General features: G+C 29.4%; 19 protein-coding genes and 1 tRNA gene. 6 read left to right on the forward strand and 14 right to left on the reverse strand.

The window, feature by feature from the left end; translation table 11 throughout:
- Window positions 1-65 precede the first annotated feature (65 nt).
- Genes EPJ79_RS04490 through EPJ79_RS04505 form a run of 4 tightly spaced genes read right to left on the reverse strand, consistent with a single transcriptional unit; the run spans window position 66 to window position 5036 of the window.
- The gene (locus EPJ79_RS04490; RefSeq protein ID WP_242004521.1) at window positions 66-986 is read right to left on the reverse strand and encodes an N-acetylmuramoyl-L-alanine amidase family protein; all 921 of its coding nucleotides are present in this window, start codon (window positions 984-986) and stop codon (window positions 66-68) included.
- Window positions 941-3076 (reverse strand): type I DNA topoisomerase, encoded by a 2136-nt coding sequence (topA, locus tag EPJ79_RS04495; protein ID WP_147738598.1) that lies wholly within the window; start codon window positions 3074-3076, stop codon window positions 941-943. Before topA ends, EPJ79_RS04490 begins: the two co-directional genes overlap by 46 nt.
- A gap of 16 nt (window positions 3077-3092) precedes the next feature.
- Window positions 3093-4319, reverse strand: a complete 1227-nt coding sequence (dprA, locus tag EPJ79_RS04500; RefSeq protein ID WP_147738599.1) for a DNA-processing protein DprA — start codon at window positions 4317-4319, stop codon at window positions 3093-3095.
- A 9-nt stretch (window positions 4320-4328) separates the two neighbouring features.
- Complete coding sequence (locus tag EPJ79_RS04505; RefSeq protein WP_147531280.1) at window positions 4329-5036, reverse strand: tetratricopeptide repeat protein; 708 nt, start codon at window positions 5034-5036, stop codon at window positions 4329-4331.
- 236 nt (window positions 5037-5272) lie between these two features.
- Here EPJ79_RS04505 and EPJ79_RS04510 point away from each other — a divergent pair, with 236 nt between their 5' ends.
- Both EPJ79_RS04510 and EPJ79_RS04515 read left to right on the forward strand, forming a co-directional pair.
- On the forward strand, window positions 5273-5473 hold the full coding sequence (locus EPJ79_RS04510) for a hypothetical protein (protein ID WP_147530516.1): 201 nt from the start codon (window positions 5273-5275) through the stop codon (window positions 5471-5473).
- A gap of 2 nt (window positions 5474-5475) precedes the next feature.
- Window positions 5476-6276 (forward strand): AAA family ATPase, encoded by an 801-nt coding sequence (locus EPJ79_RS04515; RefSeq protein ID WP_147717760.1) that lies wholly within the window; start codon window positions 5476-5478, stop codon window positions 6274-6276.
- 69 nt (window positions 6277-6345) lie between these two features.
- On the opposite strand, the gene EPJ79_RS04520 is transcribed toward EPJ79_RS04515, so the two are convergent.
- The 9 genes from EPJ79_RS04520 to EPJ79_RS04560 form a co-directional block, all read right to left on the reverse strand.
- Window positions 6346-7719: an alanine/glycine:cation symporter family protein gene (locus EPJ79_RS04520; RefSeq protein WP_147738600.1), complete on the reverse strand. Its 1374-nt coding sequence runs from the start codon at window positions 7717-7719 to the stop codon at window positions 6346-6348.
- A gap of 86 nt (window positions 7720-7805) precedes the next feature.
- Window positions 7806-8918 (reverse strand): alanine dehydrogenase, encoded by a 1113-nt coding sequence (ald, locus tag EPJ79_RS04525; RefSeq protein WP_147738601.1) that lies wholly within the window; start codon window positions 8916-8918, stop codon window positions 7806-7808.
- A gap of 90 nt (window positions 8919-9008) precedes the next feature.
- Window positions 9009-10832: a glutamine--fructose-6-phosphate transaminase (isomerizing) gene (gene glmS, locus EPJ79_RS04530; protein ID WP_147738602.1), complete on the reverse strand. Its 1824-nt coding sequence runs from the start codon at window positions 10830-10832 to the stop codon at window positions 9009-9011.
- A gap of 164 nt (window positions 10833-10996) precedes the next feature.
- A complete protein-coding gene (locus EPJ79_RS04535; RefSeq protein ID WP_147738603.1) occupies window positions 10997-11497 on the reverse strand; it encodes a PepSY-like domain-containing protein in 501 nt (166 codons plus the stop codon).
- 458 nt (window positions 11498-11955) lie between these two features.
- A complete protein-coding gene (locus EPJ79_RS04540; protein ID WP_147738604.1) occupies window positions 11956-12894 on the reverse strand; it encodes an L-lactate dehydrogenase in 939 nt (312 codons plus the stop codon).
- A gap of 99 nt (window positions 12895-12993) precedes the next feature.
- Entirely contained in the window at window positions 12994-13401 is a 408-nt protein-coding gene (locus tag EPJ79_RS04545) for a hypothetical protein (protein ID WP_244289069.1), read from the reverse strand.
- 155 nt (window positions 13402-13556) lie between these two features.
- Complete coding sequence (gene efp, locus EPJ79_RS04550) at window positions 13557-14120, reverse strand: elongation factor P (protein WP_147738606.1); 564 nt, start codon at window positions 14118-14120, stop codon at window positions 13557-13559.
- A gap of 136 nt (window positions 14121-14256) precedes the next feature.
- A complete protein-coding gene (rpsT, locus tag EPJ79_RS04555) occupies window positions 14257-14520 on the reverse strand; it encodes a 30S ribosomal protein S20 (RefSeq protein ID WP_147738607.1) in 264 nt (87 codons plus the stop codon).
- Between the two features lie 37 nt (window positions 14521-14557).
- Window positions 14558-14632 (reverse strand) — tRNA-Asp (locus EPJ79_RS04560).
- A gap of 286 nt (window positions 14633-14918) precedes the next feature.
- Between EPJ79_RS04560 and EPJ79_RS04565 the strand changes: the two genes are divergently transcribed.
- The 4 genes from EPJ79_RS04565 (at window position 14919) to EPJ79_RS04580 (ending at window position 20609) form a co-directional block, all read left to right on the forward strand.
- A complete protein-coding gene (locus tag EPJ79_RS04565) occupies window positions 14919-17129 on the forward strand; it encodes a transglycosylase domain-containing protein (protein WP_242003194.1) in 2211 nt (736 codons plus the stop codon).
- A gap of 94 nt (window positions 17130-17223) precedes the next feature.
- Window positions 17224-19035, forward strand: coding sequence for an MATE family efflux transporter (locus EPJ79_RS04570; RefSeq protein ID WP_147530652.1), 1812 nt, complete (start codon window positions 17224-17226; stop codon window positions 19033-19035).
- Window positions 19028-19738, forward strand: coding sequence for an IspD/TarI family cytidylyltransferase (locus EPJ79_RS04575; RefSeq protein ID WP_147738608.1), 711 nt, complete (start codon window positions 19028-19030; stop codon window positions 19736-19738). The genes EPJ79_RS04570 and EPJ79_RS04575 overlap by 8 nt, the downstream gene beginning before the upstream one ends.
- Window positions 19739-19847: 109 nt before the next feature.
- On the forward strand, window positions 19848-20609 hold the full coding sequence (locus EPJ79_RS04580) for an amino acid ABC transporter substrate-binding protein (RefSeq protein ID WP_420913207.1): 762 nt from the start codon (window positions 19848-19850) through the stop codon (window positions 20607-20609).
- Window positions 20610-20641: 32 nt separating this feature from the next.
- Here the strand turns inward: EPJ79_RS04580 and EPJ79_RS04585 are convergent, their stop codons facing one another.
- Window positions 20642-23131 (reverse strand): N-6 DNA methylase, encoded by a 2490-nt coding sequence (locus EPJ79_RS04585; RefSeq protein WP_147738609.1) that lies wholly within the window; start codon window positions 23129-23131, stop codon window positions 20642-20644.
- Window positions 23132-23177 lie beyond the last annotated feature (46 nt).

A 23177-nucleotide genomic window follows, 5' to 3' on the forward strand; every position in this document is an offset into this window, starting at 1 on the left:
TGTAAAATTATTTATGCTATTAGTCAGTATAAATTTATAATTTGATTATATATTTTATTTCAATATTATTCGCTAAACCCTTTAGTATCTTCAAATTCCTTTATAAACTTCTTTATTCCCAATGCCGTTGCTTTTACCATTTTAATTCTAGTTTCTTTTGTATTCATAAATTTTGCATCTTCTTCGTTGGTTATAAATCCAATCTCTATTAAAGTCGAAGGCATTATTGAACCTTTTAAAACATAAAATAAAGCGTTTTGAACGGGTTTATTTCTTTTTGAAATTCCGCTTACTTTATAAACTTCGTCAACTATCGATTGAGCTAATAATCTGCTTTCTTTTTGATATTGTTCTACAAGCATATAATTATGAGTTAATTGAGAAGAATTTTCTTCATATTTTGAAGCGTCTATTTTATCAAATTTAACCAATGCGCTATTTTCAAGCATAGAAACCGCTCTCGCATATTCGCTCGATTCTTGAGCCGTTATAAAATATGCTTCAAAACCTTTTGCGCTCGGACTTAAAGAAGCGTTTGCATGAACGCTTATAAATAATGCGTTTTCAGGTTTATCCGTTTCTATTTTAGCAGCCGTGTTGGCTATTTTATATCTTTCTTGCAAAGTCGGATAAGTATCTTTATCTCTCGTAAGGACAATATCCACATTTGGAAGTATTTTTTTTAATTCTTCTTTCAATTCTAACGAAAACGATAAAACAATATCTTTTTCTTTAATTTTGTTTATTCCAATAGAGCCTGGGTCTTTTCCTCCATGTCCCGCGTCTATTATTATTGCCGTAATCGTTTTTTGATTAAATTTATTCGCTACGGGATTAAAAGTTTTTTTCAAATCTTCGGGTTTTATTTTTAAATTATTTAATTTTACCGTTTCGGATTTTGCAATATTAATTAAACCAAATACTAAAATTAGAATAAAAGCTATTCTTCTTTTGAATCTTCCGATATTTCCTCTGAATATCCGCAATCTTCCTTGATACAAACTTTAAATAATCCTTTATTTTTTATTTGCCTTTCAACCATAAGTCCGTTACATTTCGGACAAGGAGTTTGAATAGGCTTATCCCAACTTACAAAATCGCATTTAGGATAATTGGAACAACCGTAGAATTCTCTTCCTCTTTTAGAACGCTTTAAAGTTATATCTCCTTTACATTTAGGACATACGCCAAAAGAAATTCCCTTTGCGTTTTTGCATTCAGGGAAGCCCGAACATGCTATAAAATATCCGTATCTTCCAAGCCTTTTAATCATTTTCCTGCCGCATTTTTCGCATACAAAATCGGTTTCTTCGTTGAAAAAATCCTTCATATTATGGATATTTTCCGTAGCCGTTTTTAAAGTGTCCAAAAAATGAGGATAGAATTCTTTTAATATATTATTCCATTCTATATTATCGTCTTCTATTTTATCAAGTTTACTCTCCATATTTGCCGTAAAGTTAATATTTATAAGTTCTGAAAAATTTTCGCTTATAAGTTCATTAACCAATTTACCCAACTCTGTTGGCACTAACTGTTTGCCCTTTCTTTGAATATAATGCCTTGAGATTATCGTTCTTATAGTAGGCGCATAAGTAGAAGGTCTGCCTATTCCCGATTCTTCAAGCGTTTTTACCAAAGAAGCGTCATTATATCTCGGTGGCGGAGTCGTAAAATGCTGTTCGGGATTATTGTCTACAAATTCGCAAATTTCATTTTCTGAAAGATTAGGCATTTTTAAAACTTTTTCTTTATCTCCTTTATCTATAGTAAGAACTTTCAAATAACCGTCAAATTCTATTTTTGAAGAAGAAACTGAAAATTCGCAATCTCCCGCGACAATAATAGCTCTCGTATTTTTCATTTTAGCGGGAAGCATTTGAGAAGAAACGAATCTTTCCCATATAAGTTTATATAATTTATATTGTTCGCTTTTTAAATATTCTTTCACATAATCTGGCGTCAAAAATACATTTGTGGGTCTTATAGCTTCATGCGCATCTTGAGCGTTCTTTTTTACCGAATAACTTGGCGCTTCTATAGGCAAATAATTTTCTCCGTATTCTTTTTTTATAAACTCTCTCGCTTGCTCTTGAGCTACTGGCGATATTCTAACGCTATCGGTTCTCATATAAGTTATAAGTCCCGTAGATTCTCCCGCTATAGAAACGCCTTCGTATAAAGTTTGGGCGATTTGCATTGTCTTTGAAGAATTATAACCTAAAGAAGTGCTTGCAGCTTGTTGCAATTTGCTTGTCGTGTAAGGAGCGATTGGATTTCTTAATCTATCTTTAATTTCTATCGAAGAAACTTTATAAGTTTTATCTTTTAAATGTTCCATTATTTCATCGACATCTTCTTTAGTTTTTAATTCTGGTTTTGAACCTTTATATTTTTGAAGTTCCGCTAAAAATTCTTTATTTTTATGTTTTAAGAATACTCCGAAAGTCCAATATTCTACGGGAATAAAAGCTTCTATTTCTCCTTCTCTATTGCATATTATAAGCAAAGCTACATTTTGAACTCTTCCCGCAGACAATCCTCTTTTTATTTTCTCCCATAATAGAGGACTTAAATTATATCCGATTAATCTGTCTAAAACTCTCCTAGCTTTTTGAGCGTTTACTTTCGCAATATCGATATCTCTTGGTTTTTCAATCGCTTCGTTTAAGGCGTCTTTTGTTATTTCATGAAAAACTATTCTCTTTATAGGAATATTTGAGTTTGCCAATTTGATTCTATTTCCTATATGCCAAGCTATACTCTCTCCTTCTCTGTCATCGTCCGCAGCGAGTAAAACCTCTTCGGATTTTTTAGCTTCTCTTTTAAGTTCGTTTAATATTTTAGCTCTTCCTCTTATCGTAATATATTCGGGTTCAAATCCGTTGTCTAAATCGATACCGAGTCTACTTTTAGGCAAATCTATTAAATGTCCCATAGAAGATTTAACTATATAATCCGCTCCTAAATATCTATTAATAGTTTTTGCCTTTGCGGGAGATTCCACAATTACAAGTTTCTTTTTTTTAGAAATGGCGTTTGATTTTTTTTCTTTTATTTTTTCTTTAGTTTCCATAATTTTTTATCCTATTTCAATTTTTTATTTTATAATATTTTCCAGCCGTTTGTTTTATAAAACCGTTTATTTCAAGCTGCATTAAAATAGAAGTTACGGCTTGAGTTTTCATTCCCGTTTCTTCTATAATATCGTCAATATGGACTTTACCGACTTTATTTATTATATCGTAAAGTTTAGCTTCTTCGCCAATTAAATTCGGTTTTTTATTTTCAGTTTTTTTATTCGTTTTATTATCTTTAATTTTTTGAGTTTTTACAACTTTATTTTTATTAATTTCTTTATATTCTTTTCTTTGTATATTTCCGCCTTCAAAATATTTTAATTTCATTTTCAAATAATCGTCATCGTTTGAAAATATAGAATCAAAATCTTCAAGTATATCGGTTATATCGTTAAGAATTTTAGCGCCTTCTTTATACAATTTATGATTTCCAAAATATTCTTTTAATTTTTCATCGTAAGGAGCTATATAAACTTCTCTGCCTTGATTTAAAGCAAAATCTACCGTTATTAAAGCGCCCGATTTGCTTGGAGCTTCAACCATTATTGTAGCGTAAGATAAACCCGATATTATTCTATTTCTTCTTGGAAAATTCATTCTATCTGGTTTTCTTTCAACTTCAAATTCGCTTAAAACAATTCCGCTTTCAATTAATTTATTATAAACTCTTAAATTTTCCGAAGGATAAACTATATCGATTCCATTTCCTAAAACCGCAGCCGTATTTACAAGCGAAGATATTGCGCCCAAATGAGCCTCCGTATCTATTCCTTTAGCCATGCCCGAAACTACGGTAATATTTAACGCCGATAATTTTGAGGCAATATCGAATGCATATTTTTTGCTTTCATTAGTCGGCGTTCTTGTTCCTACTATCGACACGCAATTTCTTCTTAACTTTTTCAAATCGCCTTTATAATAAAGTATGTAAGGCGGATTATCAATCTGCTTTAAGTTAAAAGGATATTCTTTATCAAATAAACTTAAAATTTTTATTTCATGCTCTTCCGATTTTTTTATTATATTTTGAGCTTTATCTAAAATTTCATTTTTACTAAAATCGTCAAGTTTAAATTTAAACTTTTTTTCTATCAATTCTTTTAAGTTATTTTCTTTCTCTTCAAAAATATTTTCAACCGATTCATAATGTTTTATAAGTTCGTATATTCTTTTATCGCCGATTTTTTCAATTTGATTAAGGGCTATCAAATATGTTTTTATATCGTTATTTTTACTCATTTTTATTTTCTAATTATTATTTAAAATTTGATTAATATTATTTAAAGCCTTCTGTTTTATAGCGGAAGAATCGCTCAAATTAATTATTCTTCTATAAACTTCAACCGCTCTATCTCTATTTCCAACGCTATATTGCAATCTTGCAAGCAAAAAAAGATAATCTATATTATCGGGCGAAAGCGAAATAGCTTTATTTATAAGCTCAAGCGCTTCTTCATAATAATCTTGTTTAATTCCTTTAAGCGAAGATAATGCGGCGTAATAATTAGGATTATTAGCGTCTTTACTAATTGCAAAATTTATATTATTTTCCGCTCTCTTTATAAAATCATTTTTCTTCTCTTCCGTATCGGCGCTTTCCGCCAAATAAGAATAAGAAATTCCAAGTCCATATCTTAAATAAGGACTGTTAGGTAAAACTTTTAACGCTTCTGAAAAATATTTTGCAGAATATCCGTATTGAGATTTAGCCAAACTTCTCTCTCCCAAAGTTCTATAAACTGCGGCGAGTCTATCTTGAGCGTAAATTTTTTGATTTATTATATCGTTATAAGTTCCCGTTATTTCAAGAAGAGCTTCGTCATCGTCTTTATTTTTTCCTTTTTCGTATAACGAATAGGCTTTATTTAAATTATATCTATTTTTGAAAACTTGATTGCATGATATAAGAGATATCAATAATATTATAATTGCCGTAATTTTTAAAATTTCTTTCATTTATATAAAACCTTTCTTAATTATTTTATAATATATACAATATTATAAAAAAAGTAAAGAAAATTATTTATAAATTTTTATATTATTTACCTGCTATAAAATATTTTATTATGTTTACTTAAAAATAAAATTTTAATCAAAATTATAGTTTCATAAATATATTTTTTGACAAAAAACATTTATAATATATAATTAATCAAAATATTGAATATTATTCTTAATTAGGATTAAATATAATGAAAGAAATACTATCCGAACTTGAAAGCGAAGACATTAAAAAAAGACTTAACGCTTTAGATGAACTTGCAAAAATGGTTTCTGCAGAAAATATAGATAGAGTTTTAATTATAAAGGCTTTAAAATCTCATATATTAGATTGGGATGAGGATGTTAGAGCAAAAGTTTCTTCCGTTCTAAAATTATATACGGGGATATAATTATGGGAAGAATAGTATCTTTTTCAAGCGGAAAGGGAGGAGCGGGCAAAACTCTATGCACGGTTAATTTTGCAACCGAATTGGTTTCAAGAGGCTATAAAGTATTGGTATTTGATATTGATATTAATTGCTCGAATGTTTTTATACTTCTTCATGTAAAACCCGAATCAAAATTGCAAGAATATTTTGAAGGAACATTAAACTTAAAAGACTGCATAATAAAAAGCGAATTTAATATAGATGTTATAAGCGCGGGAATAAATATTCAAAGATTCGTTCAATTTGAAAACGATTTTAATTTGTCGATTTTGGCGAGAGACTTAAAAGAATTGTCTGAAGAATACGATTATGTTTTAATAGATTACGCTGCGGGAATAACTCAATCTATGATGAAATTTTATCAAATGTCTGACGATATTATTTTAATTGCAAATCCCGAAATAACTTCGTTGACCGACCTTTATAGATTAATGAAAATGATGTTTGTAAATAAAATAACGGATAAAATATATTTGATAGTAAATAAAGTAAAAAATATCGATTGGGCGATTAATCTTTACAAAGAGGTTAAAAAAGTTTCGGATAAATTTTCTTTAGATATAAATTTAGTATTGTTGGGACCAATTTTATTTGACGAAGAAAAGGTTATGGTTTCTATTCAAAAGAGAACTCCTTTAATAAAATTATATCCAAAGACTCCGATTAAAGGCGGATTTTCTTTAGCCGTTACAAGATATTTATACGATTTAGGACTTCTTAACGATAAAAACGCGAAAGAAAAATCTTTTGCAGAATTCTTCTAAAATTATAAAAGGATAATATAATTTTTAAATCATATTATCCCCAAAAATTTTATCTATATTTTTACAATTTTAATTTTCTAATTCTACCGAAATAGGATTTTTTAAATACTTTTTAACCATAGTAATTACTATAGGAGATAATAATATTACTCCGATTAAATTAGGTATAGCCATAAGTCCGTTAAAAGTGTCGGCTATAGCCCAAACTGATTTTAAATCTGAAGTAGCTCCAATTACTATAATTATTATAAATATTATTTTATATGACATAATAACTATTTTATTTCTTTTAGTTAAATATCCGAGACAAGTCTCTCCGTAATAAGACCAGCCTATTATCGTAGAAAATGCAAATAATATGCTTGATATTGTTATTACTATTTCTCCTATAATACCTATAGCTTCTTTAAAAGCGAGCGAAGTTAAAACCGCTCCGTCCGCCGCCGTATTTCCATATAAATATAAATCTGAAGATATAATAACTAGTCCAGTTAATAAGCATATTATTAAAGTGTTAAATACTTCAAATATTCCCCACATTCCCTGTTTTATGGGATTATTAGTATTGCTTGCGGTATGAGCTATAGGAGCGGTTCCAAGTCCCGCTTCGTTAGAAAATACTCCTCTCGCTATTCCGTATCTCATAGCTATAAATATAGCGTAGCCAGTAATTCCGCTAGCTGCAGATTTTAAAGAAAAAGCTTCGGATACAATAAGTTTTATCGCTTGCGGCATATTTTTAAAGTTAATTATAAGTATGATTATAGACGCTATAAAATATATAGTAGCCATAAACGGAACAAGTTTTTCAGAAACGCTTGATATTCTTTTAATGCCTCCTATTAATACCAAAGCGACTATAATAGCCACTATTATTCCCGAAACATATTCTGGAAGTTTAAGCGTCTGTCTCAATAATCCAGCTATAGCGTTAGATTGCGTCATATTTCCAGCTCCAAAAGTCGCTATGGATGCAAAAATAGCAAATAAAATAGAGAGCCATTTTTGTTTAAGCCCTTTTTCTATATAATACATAGGACCTCCATAATGAATTCCATTTTCGTCCTTTTCTCTAAAATATACCGATAGAACTACCTCCGAAAATTTTGTCATCATTCCAAAAAATGCGGAAACTACCATCCAAAATAAAGCGCCAGGACCGCCCGAGACTATCGCCGTAGCTATTCCCGCTATACTTCCTATACCTATAGTGCTTGCTAAAGCCACGCTTACAGCTTGAAACGGAGTTATATTATGTCCTTTTTCATGTTTATCAAACATAGAGCCATAAGTTAATTTTGCCCATATATTAAAATTCTTTACTTGAAAGAAATATGTCCTTATGCTCATATATACTCCAGTCCCGATTAGAAGGACTAACATATAAGGACCCCATACAAAACTATTAATTATATTGTTAATTGCTGATATTTTTTCAATCATAATATTTGAAATCTCCTATAAAAAAATAATATAAGAAAATAAGAACCATAATTTAATATAGCCCTTATTTTCTCCCTCGCTAATTTTTATAAACCTAAAGCCTTTTTAGGTTCGGTATATTCTATTCCAAAGGCTTCGGCGACTCCTTTGAAAGTGCATTTTCCGTTATAAGTGTTTAATCCCGTTAGCATCGTGTTATTCGTTTTGCATATCTCTTCAACTCCAGCGTTTGCAAGCATTATTCCGTAATGAGTTGTGGAATTAGTTAACGCTATTGTGGAAGTTCTTGGCACTGCTCCTGGCATATTGGCAACGCAATAATGAACTATATCGTCTATAATATAAATAGGTTCATCATGAGTCGTGGCATGCGAAGTTTCAAAACATCCTCCTTGGTCTATAGCGACATCGACTATAACGCATCCTTTTTTCATTATCTTTAAATGCTCTTTTCTTAAAAGTTTAGGAGCTTTTGCGCCGGGAATTAAAACGCTTCCTATAACGACATCAGCCGTTCTGTATAGATTTTCTAAAGTAGAAGGAGCGCTAAAATAAGTATTTATTCTCATATTAAATATTTGGTCTATATAAGATAATCTTGCTATATTAACATCCGTTATTGAAACATTCGCTCCAAAACCCATAGCTATTTGAGCCGCGTTTAATCCGACAACTCCAGCTCCAAGTATAACGACATTCGCTTTTTGAACTCCAGGAACTCCGCCAAGTAAAACGCCTTCTCCTCCAAATTTCTTCTCCAAATATTTTGACGCTTCTTGAATCGACAATCTTCCCGCAATACAACTCATAGGCGCGAGACATGGAAGTTGATTAAATTCGTCTCTCATTGTTTCATAAGCGATTGATTTGATTTTCTTTTTTAATAACATTTCGGTTAACGGTTTATCGGCGGCTAAATGCAAGTAAGTATATAATATTTGATTTTCTCTAAAATAATTATATTCTTCTTCTATCGGCTCTTTTACTTTCACTATCATATCCGCTTCAAATACTTTCTTTTTATCGGTTATTTCGGCTCCAGCTTTTTTATATTCTTCGTCCGAAAATCCCGAACCTTCTCCAGCTCCTTTTTCGATTAACACCTTATGATTATTTCCGACATAATCGGCTACATTTGACGGCGTTAATCCGACTCTGTATTCTTGATTTTTAATTTCTTTTGGGCATCCTATAAGCATACCTAACTCCTTAATTAATAATATTTATACTTTAAGTATAGTCATTTTTTTTTTTTTTGTCAAGTAAAATATTATTTACAAGTAAAAATATTATTCAACGGTAACGCTTTTTGCTAGATTTCTTGGTTTGTCGACATCGCAACCTCTGATAACGGCGGTATGATAAGCGAGTAATTGTAAAGCGACTATTGAAGCGATAGGCATAAACATATCTTCAATATTAGGTAGATATACTATTTTATCGTAAGCGTCTTTATCTATATTCATTCCTTTTTTAGCGAATAATAAAACTTTAGCTCCTCTTGAAACAACTTCTTTTATATTGCTTATCATTTTATTTAAAATTTTTTCTTGAATAGCCAAAGCTACTACGGAAGTTCCTTCGGTTATTAAAGATATTACTCCATGTTTAAGCTCGCCTCCAGCATAAGCCTCGCAATGAATATAGCTAATCTCTTTCATTTTTAAAGCGCCTTCCATAACCTGATAATAATCTAAATCTCTTCCCATAAAAAATATGCTATTAACTTCTTTATAATCTACGCAAATATTTTTTATTTCATCGCTCATATCAAGCAAATCGTTTATAGAATCAATCGCGTTAAGCATATTTCTTATAAGAATTTTTATTTCTTTTTCGTTTTTTAATTTTCTTGCCAAAGATATTTTAAAAGTTATTAAATACATTATAGCGACTTGAACGGAATAAGCTTTTGTTGAAGCTACAGATATTTCAGGTCCCGCGTAAGTATAAATAACATAATCGGCGGCTCGCGCTATTGAAGAACCGTTTACATTTACTATCGCCAAACTTTTGCATCCTCTCTCTTTAACCAAATTTAAAGCGGCTAAAGTATCGGCGGTTTCTCCCGACTGCGAAATAAATATTGCAAGAGTTTTATCGGTTATAATAGGATTTTTATATCTAAACTCCGAAGCAATTTCGCATTCTACGGGAATTCTGCAATTATCCTCAATCAATCTTTTTCCAATCATTGCCGCATGCATTGCAGTTCCGCAGCCTACAATATAAACTCTTTCAAAATATTTCCAAAAATTTTCGTCTAATATATTATCTCTTTTGAAATCGGGAATTCCATGCACAATTCTTGGCTCTATCGTGTCTAAAATCGCTTTAGGCTGTTCGTAAATTTCTTTAATCATAAAATGCTCATAGCCCGATTTTTCAGCCTGTTCTAAAGTCCAATTAGCTTCGTTTACTTTTGCATTTACTTCTTTCAAATCTTTATCGTAAATAATAACTTTATCTTTTTGTAATTCTGCAATATTTTCTTCGTCTATTAAAATATATTTATTCGTGTATTTTAATATCGCAGGAATATCTGACGCTATAAAATTTTCGTTTTTACCCAAAGCTACAATAAGAGGCGCGCATTTTCTTATAGCGTAAACTTTATCAAGTTTGTCTTTAAAAATAATTGCAAAAGCGTAAGAACCTTCTATAATCTCAATCGCTTTTTTTATGGCAAGCAAAGGATTTCCATTATATAAATAATCTATCAAATTTGCAGCGACTTCTGTGTCGGTTTCTGAAATAAATTTATAACCTTTATTTATAAGATTATTTTTTATGTCTTTATAATTTTCTATTATTCCGTTATGAACTAAAGAAAGCCTTGCGGTAGAATGAGGATGAGCGTTAATATCCGAAGGCGCTCCGTGAGTCGCCCATCTTGTATGTCCTATTCCAATATTTGATTCTATTTTTTTATTTTTGTCTATAATATTTTGTAAATTATCAATTTTTCCTTCCGATTTGAAAGTTATTATATTATCGTTTTCAACTATTGAAATTCCCGCCGAATCGTATCCTCTGTATTCCAAAGAATAAAGTCCATTCATTAGAATATCAACAGAATTATTTTCTCCAACATAGCCGACTATACCGCACATAAAAAATCCTTAAATAATAGAGTCTTGTTTTATCAAATTTATATTTTTATTAATTATATTAGAAATATTGCTATTTATCAAGAGTATTATATAAATTAAAATAAAAGGCAAGGTTATAAACCCTGCCTTAAGAAACATAAAATAAATTTTATAAATAATTAAAATTAATCGTCAAATTTTTGCCCTATTAAAGTTCCGTTATTGTCTATATAAAGTTCCATCATGTTATTTAGTTTTACTTCAAAAATAGTAAATTGCTTTTCAATCTTTATTATAGCAGCTTGAGGATAAGTCCTTTGAATCGTAGCCATAACATTTGCAGGCAATATTGAAGCGGGCATATTCATATAACATTTAACCTCTTTCCAATCGCCGTTTGGGAAAAATTCTATTTGAGTTCCGTTTGCCAAATAAACCTCTATATCGTCCCAATCTCTTTCTATATACGAAACTTGAATATTAGGAAAATGCTGTTTTATAAAATTTTGAGCGTTTTGGGGAATAGAAGATAATTGAACTCCATAACCGTATTGAGCGTTTGTGTCAGGCGTATATGAATATGGATTTTGTCCATTATTTGTAGCTTGAGCAAATAAAAAGCTCGAAAATGCCGATAAAACAAATAAAGCGATTAATAATTTTTTTGTATTTTTGTTTTCTTTCATAAGAAACTCTCCTTAATAAAATAATATTTTGTAAATCTCTTTACGACTTATATTATAAAATATTTTAAAAATAATGTCAAGTTTGTTTACTAACTTTTTACTATAAATTTACATTAATTTTTAATTAAATGCTTAATATATTTTTTATTAAATAAAATTATTTTTATAATTTAATTAAAAAGGTTATATTTTTTATTTAGTTATTTAAAATATTTTAAACCGTAATTGATAGCATTATAAAAAATGAATAGCAATCTACATTTAAAAAGTTAATTTTTAGAATTTAGTTTCATTAATAAATGAATTTTATTAAAAGTGGATTGCTTGGCTTATGTTCGACTTTGATATAGTTCTTTTTTAGCTTTTACCAAATTAAGCATATTATCAAAAAAGAAAAAATAATTTTGACTTATAAATTCACAAACTTAAAGACTAATATTAAATTTAATTAATTACAATTAATTTTTAATACTCTTATAAGCTTCTTTTAATTTATTTGCCGATTTAGTTAAATAATTTTTTTCTTCTTCGTTTAAGGTTATCGGAATAATCTTTTTCACTCCTTCTCTGCATATTAAAGAAGGTATTCCTAAACAAACATCATTTATTCCATATTCTCCGTTTAAAAAATGCGAAACAGGAAGTATGGAATACTCGTCTCTTATAATTGCCTGTGCTATTCTTTTAACCGCCATAGCCACTCCATAATAAGTAGAGCCTTTTTTCTCTATTATTTGATATGCGCTATTTCTTACTTCGTCTAATATTTCTTCTAAATTTATATTGTAGGAATTTAATATATTTTTGCAATAATCTTCTATATGAATTCCAGAAATATCGGCATTACTCCAAACTGCTAATTCGCTATCTCCATGTTCTCCTATTATAAATGCATGAATATTTTTACTATCAACTTCTAATTTTTTACTAAGCAAATATCTTAAACGAGATGTATCTAAAACCGTTCCGCTTCCCAAAACTCTCTCTTTAGGAAAACCGCTTAATTCTAAAGCGAGCATTGTAAGAATATCAACGGGATTTGTAACTATTAATAAAATGCAATCTTTATTGTATTCTATTATACTTGGAATAATTTTTTTAAATATCGAAGCGTTTTTATTTATTAAATCTATTCTAGTCTCTCCAGGAAGTTGATTCGCTCCCGCTGTGACTATAACCAAATAAGCGTCATTCAAATCCTTATAATCGCCCGAATAAACATTAACGGGATTAGTAAATTGAATTCCATGAGCTATATCTAAAGCGTCTCCTTCGGCTTTATTTTTATTAGCGTCTATAATAACGATTTCATTAAATAATCCGCTTTGAACGAGAGTAAAAGCCGTTGTAGCTCCAACTCCTCCAGAACCTATAACCGCGCATTTTTGTATATTCATTAAAATCTCCTTAATCTTAAATATTGTTTTTAAATTAGTATAGAAAAACATTATATAAAAATGTAGAAAATGTCAATAATGAATCATATTTTTAATCCGTTATTTTCTATATTTATTTAATTTATTTACAAAAGCGTCATAAGGATATAACCTGAAAGAATCTTTATAAACATTTTCAATTAATTTATTTATTAAATTTAATTTTTCTCTAAAAGTTTTGTCTTTATCTTTTATTTTATTAAATTCAAAAAAGAAAGATTTTTTAACTATATTCATAAAAATATTTATTCTTATTAATTCGTCAAAAAAAGCGCCTTTTGGAATTTTTATTTTTTTTATAATAATAAAGAAAATTGAAATAAAATAAAGAATTGCTGCAATTCTGATAAAATAAATAATCGTAAAATCCGCTCCCGTTTTATCAATATAAAATCCAAATATTTTATAATATTCTCCTCTCGCATTTAAAGATTGAATTATAAAAATCGCTAAAAAATACGGAAACAAATATAATAATTTTTTTAAGGTTTTAAATATCGATTTTGTAAATATTATATGAAGAGCAAATAATATTATCGCAAAATATATTAATAAATTAAATTGCAAAAAAAATATTGATATAAAAATAAATAAACCTAATATTATAAATATTATATAAAGCATTATTTATTTACGCGCTCAACATAACTGTCGTCTCTCGTATCAACTTTTATTTTATCGCCAATATTTATGAATAATGGAACATTAACTTCCATTCCCGTTTCAAGTTTTGCAGGTTTTAAAGTAGAGCCTGTAGTATCGCCTTTAAATCCTGGCTCCGTGTAGGTTACTCCTAAAATAACATGAATAGGAAAACGAACGGCTGTAACTTCATCGTTAATATATTGCAAATCAACTTCGCTATTATCCAAAAGATAGTATTTATTATCTCCCAATACTTCCGCATCGACATGAACCTGCTCGTAATTGTCTAAAATCATAAAAATATAACCGTTTCCTTCTTCGTATAGATATTGAGCTTTTCTGTAGGAAATATCCGCTTCTTCCACGCTTTCGGTAGACGAAAAAGTTTTTTCAATAATATTACCTTTTATCATATTTTTTAATTTAGTTCTGACATTTGCCTTTCTCTGTTGCGCTCTATGAAAATGGGCATCCATTACTAAATAGGTTTCTCCGTCTAAAATTATAGCGTCTCCTTTTCTTAAATCGTTTACTGGTAGCATAAAAACTCCTAATTTTTATTTTGAATTATATTTTATTAAAAATAAAATTTCAATCTTTAATTAAGGCGTAAAAGCCCTATATGCCTCAGAAACATACAGAGCTTTTACTGTCAACACATACACTTTAAAGAATTGCTTATTTCATAGCGTTAATTTTTTTCATCATAACCGATTTTTTAATTCCCGCTCTGTTTGAATGAATAATCGATTTTCTTGCAGCTTTATCTAAAGCGCTTGCATATTTTTTATATTCTTCCAAACTTGCATTTTTATCGTTAGCTTCTATTGATTTAATAACTTTTTTTCTTTGAGTGTTTAAAAAACTTTTTATTTGTCTGTTATATAAATTCCTAACCGAATTTTGTCTTAATCTTTTAGATGCTGATTTTATATTAGGCATTAATTATCTCCTATCTACAATAAAATAAAATAATAATCGGAGTTAACGGGGCTCGAACCCGCGACCTCCTGCGTGACAGGCAGGCGCTCTAACCAAACTGAGCTACAACTCCAAAATTTAATTAATAATTATTCAATCTTTTAATTATCAATTAAAATATATTAATATTATACATTATCTTATTTTTTTGTCAACAGTTAATAACGAAAAATATTTTTAATTATTACATAATTTCACTTGCAATGTTATCTATATAATAGTATCATATATTAAAATAATTATGTTAATACGGTATTTGCGTGAATAAAAAAAACGATAAAATTAATAAAAAATCTAAAATTAAAAAATTTATAACTAGTATTATTATTATAATTTTTCTTATAATTCTAATAATAGGAATGGGACTTACATTTTTTGTAGGCGGCATTTATAAAGATTGGCTTGGCAGAAGAATTCAAAGCATGGCTATGCTTGAAGAATATTATAATATAATAGTAATTAGAGGAAACGAAAAAAGAATAAGATATTTTAATCCGCTTAATCCTTTTGGCGATTCTCCTCCGACTAAAATTTACGATAGAAATAATATATTGATAGGCGAGTATATGCCGCCTTCTTACGAAGTCGTTAATGTCGATGATATTAATCCGCTTTTGGAACAAACTTTGCTTTTAATGGAAGACCAACAATTTTATTCGCATCATGGAATTAATTATTTTCGTTCGGCTTATTTAGGAATAAAAACTATTATATCGAGAAGAATAGTCGGCGGCGGCTCTACTCTCACTCAACAGCTTGCAAAATTATTATTTACAAAAAGCGAAAAAACTATAGAAAGAAAATTATTTGAAATGTTCGCAGCAAGAGAGATTGAAGATAAATATACGAAAAAAGAAATTTTAGCAATGTATTTTAACACGGTTTATTTAGGAGACGGAAATTATGGATTTGAAGCCGCTGCAAATTATTATTTTCAAAAACCTTTAAGACAATGCAGATTATTGGAATACGCTATATTGATAGGAATGCTTCCAAATCCAAGTTATTATTCTATAGTTAATAATCCCGATAACAGCAGAAGAAAAGTAGAACAGATTTTATCAAGGCTTGTAAAAAATAATATTATCGATAAAAACGCTATGAAAGGAGAATTGGAATTATTTGATAAAGAATATACGAATATAAATAAAAGAGTAAAAGGCTCTCAATGGAAAATGACAGTAAATAGAACGCCTTATGTTAATGAATATGTGAGACAGGAACTTTTAAATTATTTTAATAAAGACGAACTTGCTTTATCGGGTTTAAGAATATATACGACAGTAAACGAAAGATATTATAGAGTTGCCGATTCCGTAATGAAAGAAAAAATAAGAGGACTTCAAGCTGCAACTTCAAATAGAAGTTATCAAGGAGCTTTGGTTTCAATTAATCCTAAAGACGGCGGAATTCTCACAATGATTGGAGGAGACGGTTATACTTTGCAAAATCAATTTAATAGAGCGGTTCAATCTAAAAGACAAATTGGAAGCGTTATAAAACCTTTTATATATTTATACGCTTTTGAAGGCGGAGCGCAACCTTTTTCAACTATGACTGACACTAATTACATATATCCTCAAGGAACGGGAAAGCCCGCATATTCTCCAAGAAATTTTGACAGAAGATATAGAGGAGAGATGACTTTAGAAACGGCGCTTGTAAAATCGATAAATACTATAGCGGTAAAATTATTAAACGATATTGGTTTGTCTTATTTTATAGAACATTCAAAAGAATTTTTTGGCGATAACGCTTATATACCAAACGCTTTGTCGATTGGATTAGGCACAATGGAAATGAGTCCGCTTGATTTAGCTTCAGCTTACGGCGCTTTGGCAAATTACGGCTCTAAATACGAACCTTATATAGTAAATAAAATATTAGATATGAACGGAAGAGAATTGAGCGTTACGGCTTTGGCGGATAGAACTCCTCATAAAATAAGCGGAACTTCTTCGTCTTCTTATTATTTTTTAAATACGACTTTACAAAAAGTAATATCTTCGGGCGGAACTGCTTACAGAAGCGCAAACGCTTATAATTTTCATTATCCTTCATTTTCAGCAAAAACGGGAACAACGAGCGAGCATAGGGATAATTGGTTTGCAGCTTATAATGACGAGATAGCGACTATAACTTGGATAGGAAGCGATAGAAACGATGTTTTACCAAATAATGTTACGGGCGGAGCGACTACGGCTTTAGCGACTTTTCAATATTTAAATGCAATAACTCCTTCGGATAGAAGAGAATTTAATTGGAAAGTTCCAGATGATGTATTTATAATAGAAATATGTCAGGAATCGGGACTTCCAAGAAATCATACTTGCATAAATACTAATCCTCTTACGGTTGGAGGAAATATTGATTTAACTACTCAATGTCCTATAGACCATATAAGAAGCGGAAGCAGAAGAATATATAATAATAATGAAACTAACGATGAGGAAGAATTTTATTATTATACTCCGCTTGAAGATGAAAATAATTATAACGATAGAACTAATATATATTTGCTTCCCGAAGAGGATATACATGACCCGAGCGTTGGGAATATAAGAAGTTGATAATAAAATTTTATAATTTTTCTTAAAGAATATATATTTATTTTAATAATTATTATATAATGTCTAAATTATTTTAAATAACGGAAAATTCAAAATGATTAAATTTTTGCAAAGTCAGACTACCGAAGCGAGACGAGACTTAATACTTCATGGCTCTATTACAAACACTTTGATTATGTTATCAATCCCGACTTTAATGATGGGTTTGGTTCAATCTATGGTTCCTCTTATGGACGGACTTTTTTTAAATAATGTCGCGGGAAGATTAATAGCAAGCAGTATAAATTTTGCCGAGCCAATTATAAATATGATGACGGCATTATCTCAAGGTTTGGGCGTTGCGGCTATGGCGATAGTCGGACAGTATAACGGACTTGGAGATTTCAAAAACGCTAAAAAAGTTTCAACTCAAATAGTAGTTTCGGGAGTTCTTTTCGGAATCGCTATGGGACCGACTTTATATATTGTAAGTATTTTGGTTTCAATGAATTTGCAAGAAGGAGTTAAAGAAAGCGTTTTTCAATATTTGTCTTTATATAGTTTCGTTATGCCTATGACTTTTATGGCTGCAATTTATAACGGCTTAAAAAATGCTAGCGGTAAACCAGAAGCGACTTTTATAAGAATGCTTTTATTGTTAATATTTAAAATAATATTTAATTTTATTTATGTTTATTTTTTGCAATTAAAAATTGTCGGAAGCGTTTTGGCGTCTTTTTCAACTTACTCTTTAATAAGCGTTTGGATGTATTATGATTTATTTGTAAAAGAAAGCGAAGACAAATTAACCTTAAAAGGATTTAAATTTGATATTTCAATTCTTAAGCAACTTATGGTTATTGGAATTCCTTCAATGCTTACTACATTTTTAAGCAATTTCGGATTTTTCTTAATCAATAGCGAAGTTGAAAAATATGGGCAAATTGTCCTAAACGGAAACGGAATAGCAAATAATATAACCGCGGTCTGTTTTAATATGCCCGCCGCTTTTGGTTCTGCTGTTACTACTATGGTAAGTATGAATATCGGAGCGCAATATTCGGATAAAGCAAAAAAGTCATGTTATATGGGAATAATAATGAGTATAATAACTTCAATTATTTTAATCGCTATAATTCTTCCGTTATCAAAATATATGACTGTTTTATTTACGAGAGACGCCGAAGATTTGGCAATCGCTAACGGAGCGCTTCCAATTTATGCATTGTCAATAATAGGTTTCGGCGTCACTATGGTAGTTCAAGGAGCTTTAATTGGACTTGGAAGAACGAGAGTGCCTCTCTTTATAAGCATTTTAAGAATATGGTTTTTAAGATATATATTTATATTAATGACATCAAGCCATTTGCAATATTGGTCTGTATTTTACGGAAATTTATTTTCAAATACAATGTCGGGAATAATAACTTTTATAATAATATTAAAAACTCCTTGGCGTTCTGTTATAAATATGAAGACTCAAAATACTTTTATTTTAAGAGCAAAACTTTTTTCAGATAGAATAGGAGCGGCGCTTTTTCCTAAAAATATAGGCAAAAGAAAAATTTATATTCAAAAAAATAATCGTAAATTAAAAAATATTGACGATTCTGCCAAACTTGAAAAATTTATGAGGCGAGAAGAAGAGAAAGCTCAAAGAATTAAAGAGAGAGAAGAGAGAATACAAAATAAAGAAAAAGAAAGAGCATTAAAAAAAGAAGAAATTAAAAAACAACTTGAAGCTATAAAGAAAAATAGAGAAATAATTGAAGAAGAGTATAAAAAATATATTGAAGATAGAAAGAGAGAAAAAGAAGAGAAAAAATTAAAAAATAGAGAAAAACTTAAAGAGAGAAGAGAAAAAAGATTAAAATTAAGAGAAGAAAGAAAAAAGAAAAAACATAAAAGGAAAAACGATAATGATTAAAACTACTTTAATATTGCTTATAGCGGGAAAATCAAAAAGATTTGCAGGAAAAATAAAAAAACAATTTATAAAAGTAAATAATAAGCCTTTGTTTATTTATACTTTGGAAGCTATGCTAAAATTTAAATTTAATAATATTATAATCGTAAGTTCAAAAAAAGATTTGAATAATATAAAAAAAGAAATTAATAAAAATATATTAAATAGTAAAAATATTTATTATGTCAATGGCGGAAAGGAAAGAGTTTTTTCGGTTTATAATGCAATGAGATTTATAAAGGATAATAATATTAAAACCGATATTGTTTTTATTCATGATGGAGTTCGTCCTATTGTTTCAAAAAATGAAATTAAAGAATTGTATAAAGAGGTTTTAGAAAAGAACGCTGCAATTTTGGCTTCTAAAATAACGGATACAATAAAAAAAGTAGATTCAAAAAAAAATATTATAGAAACTATAGACAGAAATTTTATTTATAGAGCGTCTACTCCTCAAGCGTTTGGTTATAGAATTTATATGGTTGCAATGGAAAGATATATAAACGATTTTAATTATAAAAAAAGATTAGGGAAAAAAATAGTTACAGACGATGCCGAAATTTACAGCGCTTATGCAGGAAAAGTCTCAATAGTCGAATGTTCTTCAAATAATATTAAAATAACTAATAAAGAAGATTTAAATTTCTTTTTGAATTTATTATAAAAGCCTTGACATTTTCCTAAATAGTAATACAATATATAGTAATTAAATTTTATTTTAAAAGGATTAAAAAATGAAATCTGTAAAAATTATTTTATCTATCATTATATCAATGATTATATTTATAGGCTGTTCTGAAAAAAAATCTTCTGTCGATAATTCTCTTCAGAAAGTCAAAGACGCTAAAAAGCTTGTTTTGGGTTTGGATGACACTTTCGCTCCAATGGGATTTAGAGATAATTCGGGTGAAATCGTAGGCTTCGATATCGATTTGGCAAAAGAGGTTGCATCTCGTATGGGAGTTGCGCTTGAAATTAAACCTATAGATTGGTCAAGCTCAATATTAAGTTTGAATAAAGGCGATATTGATGTTCTTTGGAATGGAGTTACAATTAACGAATCAAGAAAAGAACAAATTAATTTTTCAAAACCTTATTTAAATAATAGACTAATTATAGTTAAGCCTAAAGATAGAAACGATATTAATTCAAAAGAAGATTTGGCGGGAAAAATTTTAGGCGTTCAAGTTGGAAGCAATGACGAAGCTTTATCTTCAGACTCGATAAGCAAAGAGGCAAAAGAAATTAGAAAATACGATGTCAATGTAAATGCATTTTTAGATTTGAAAGCGAAGAGAATCGATGTCGTTATAATAGACGAAGTCGCCGCTCAATATTATATCTCGGAAGAAAAAGTCGATTTTGTAGTCGTTGAAAACAGCCCTTTAACCGAAGAGTTTTACGGAGTCGGATTTAGAAAAACTGACGCTAAACTTTTGGCTGAAGTCGATAAAATATTGGATGAAATGAAAGCGGATGGAAAAGCCTCTGAAATATCTCAAAAATGGTTTGCTAAAGATATAGTTTTAAAATAATCAATAAATAAACTTCTTAAAAAACCGTCATATTAATTTGTGGCGGTTTTATTTTTAATATAATCTAAATAAATATTTAATTTTTTATATTCGATTTTACGCATAAAATTTTCCATAAATTCCCAATTAGGCTGTCCTTTAGAATTTATTGGTAATAATATTCTATCATTTTTTAATCTATTTTCTGTTCGCCCATAACCAAAAGAATATTTTTCTTTAAAACGGCATAATATCGAAGCGACAAATAAACCCATATAGCGATTTATCCATTTTGCATAACCGAAAGAGTTGCTTGTAGTAGATATAAAATCTTCTTTTTTATAAACCGAATAGCCCGCTCCTCCGTCTCCTTGATTTACAAACATTATACAATTTCCTTTTTGTAATAAATAATTAGGCTCTACAAAACCGCTTACTCCATTATTATTTAATGTTGCCGATAAAAAAGAAACGCCGTTTATACTTTCTTTAGTTTCCTTATTTGTATTTTGACATTTGCCTTTTTCTATTCTTTCAAATAAATCGTTAAGTTTAAATTCTTTCCATTTTAAAGAAGATAATTTTAAATCTTTATTTATTATATTTATTTTATCTTTTTCTTCAAAAAAATACTCTTTTCCATGCGTTATCATATTAAATTCAAAAGTTAGATAATCAGCCATAGTTTTTTCAAAATCTTCTTCTTTAGGAATTTCATCATTAAAATAATAAAAACTATGCAGCCATTCGTCTTCCGCTTCGATAGTCGTTTTTACGCAAAATTTAGTTTCCGCTTCGGTTTCGCCTCGCCATACTTTTAATAAATGTTCTTTTCTATCTTTTTCATGAATAGTTTTTATCAATCCTTTATGCTTTTGAACTTCAAAACCGTCATCTTCAAAATTAATAAATTTACAAATTTTATTTTTATAATCATGCGGAATGCCTGCAGTAAAAATCGCTATGCAAGGATTTGTTCCGACTCTATAAAAAGTATTTTTGTTTAATGTTATCACGCCTTCTAAAGTATGCTTTTTTAAAATGCTTTCTTTAATCGCTTTTTCTTCTTTAGTTTTTCCCGTAACCGCGCTTTGCGGTATGATTACGATAACCTTTCCGCCTTTTAATATAGAATTGCATAAATGTTCCGTAAAAGATATTTCGGTTAAATTTTTATCCACTTTTCCTTGAGAATAAGGAGGATTCATAAATCCTACCGTAGCCTCGCAATCGGTTTGTAATTGTTTTGGATTTTGTTTTAAAAAGTCTTCGTTATTTAAATTGCTTTTGCCATCTCCTCTCAATACCATATTTGTAGTGGCAACGGCAAACATAAACGGCTGCAATTCAAATCCGAAAAGTTGATTTTGTCTAATATTATTTTTTTGCATTATATCGTTTGTCTTTGAAATCATATTATTCATAGCCGATACTAAAAATCCTCCCGTTCCGCAACAAGGGTCTAAAATAATATCGTTTGGTTTTAAATCGGCTAATTCGCAAAATAAATCCGTTATATGTCTAGGCGTCAAAACTATTCCCAAACTTTGAGCGTCTCCTCCGCTAAAACGCATAAATTCAGAATAGAATCTTCCCAAATAATCTTCAGAATTTTTTATACTTTTAATATTGTCGTATATTTTATTTTTTACAAATTCCGCATAATATCTCAAAGGCGTAGAATTAATTTTTATTCCGTTTTTATCAGAAATTTCGCATAATTCGTTAATCTTTTTAGTATCTTTAATAACCGAAAATTGAGACAATACTTTATCTCTTTTAGTTTCGGGACTTAATCTCGCCCTTTTTAAATTCTTTTCTATAAGCTCCCATAATTTTTGCCCGTCCGTAGTAGCTCCATCATTGTTTAGATAATCGATATTTAATTTATTTTCTTTCATTTCGTCTAAAGCTAAAAGTATTCCCGAAACTATTAAAGGTTTGTCGGCGTCTTTTATAGCTCCGTAATTTCGTAAACATTCATGCAAATATTCCGCGTCTTGTTTAACTTCTTCGTCTGTCGTTTCTTCTTTCGGAGTAATATTTAATATTTCTTGAGAATAATAACTTTCTATATTGTCTTCGTTTAGTAAAGTAAATGTTTCTAAATCGTTTAATTTTTTATCGAGTATTCCTCTTTCGTTAATAAAATACGGGCTAATTTTATGATGCTTTTCATCTCCGCTAACGCCAATTGCAATAATTTTTTTGAAGCTTGTATTTTTCGCCAAATGTTTTGCATAATGAATAGCGCCATTAACCGCATAATCTGTAATGCTTTTAATATTATCCAAATCTATGCAAGAATTAGAATCCAATTTACAATGCTTACTTAAATCGGATTTATCTTCTATAACGATTAAAAAGTCTTTCACTTTTGCAGTAAAATCTGGAAATCCGCTTTCGCCCGTTCCTTTCTTGCTTGCGCTTTTCAAAGCTTCGTCAACTTCTTTAATATTCGAGCCTTGAGCGGTAGCGTCAATATTCGCGCTTTGCAGTAAAGAATATACCCAAAAATCAGTTTTAATTTCTTTTTTAGCCATAAAAAACTCTATCAATTAAAAATATAAAATTAATTATATCAAATTA

Origin of the sequence: Brachyspira aalborgi, from assembly GCF_008016455.1 — a bacterium.
GTDB lineage: Bacteria > Spirochaetota > Brachyspiria > Brachyspirales > Brachyspiraceae > Brachyspira > Brachyspira aalborgi.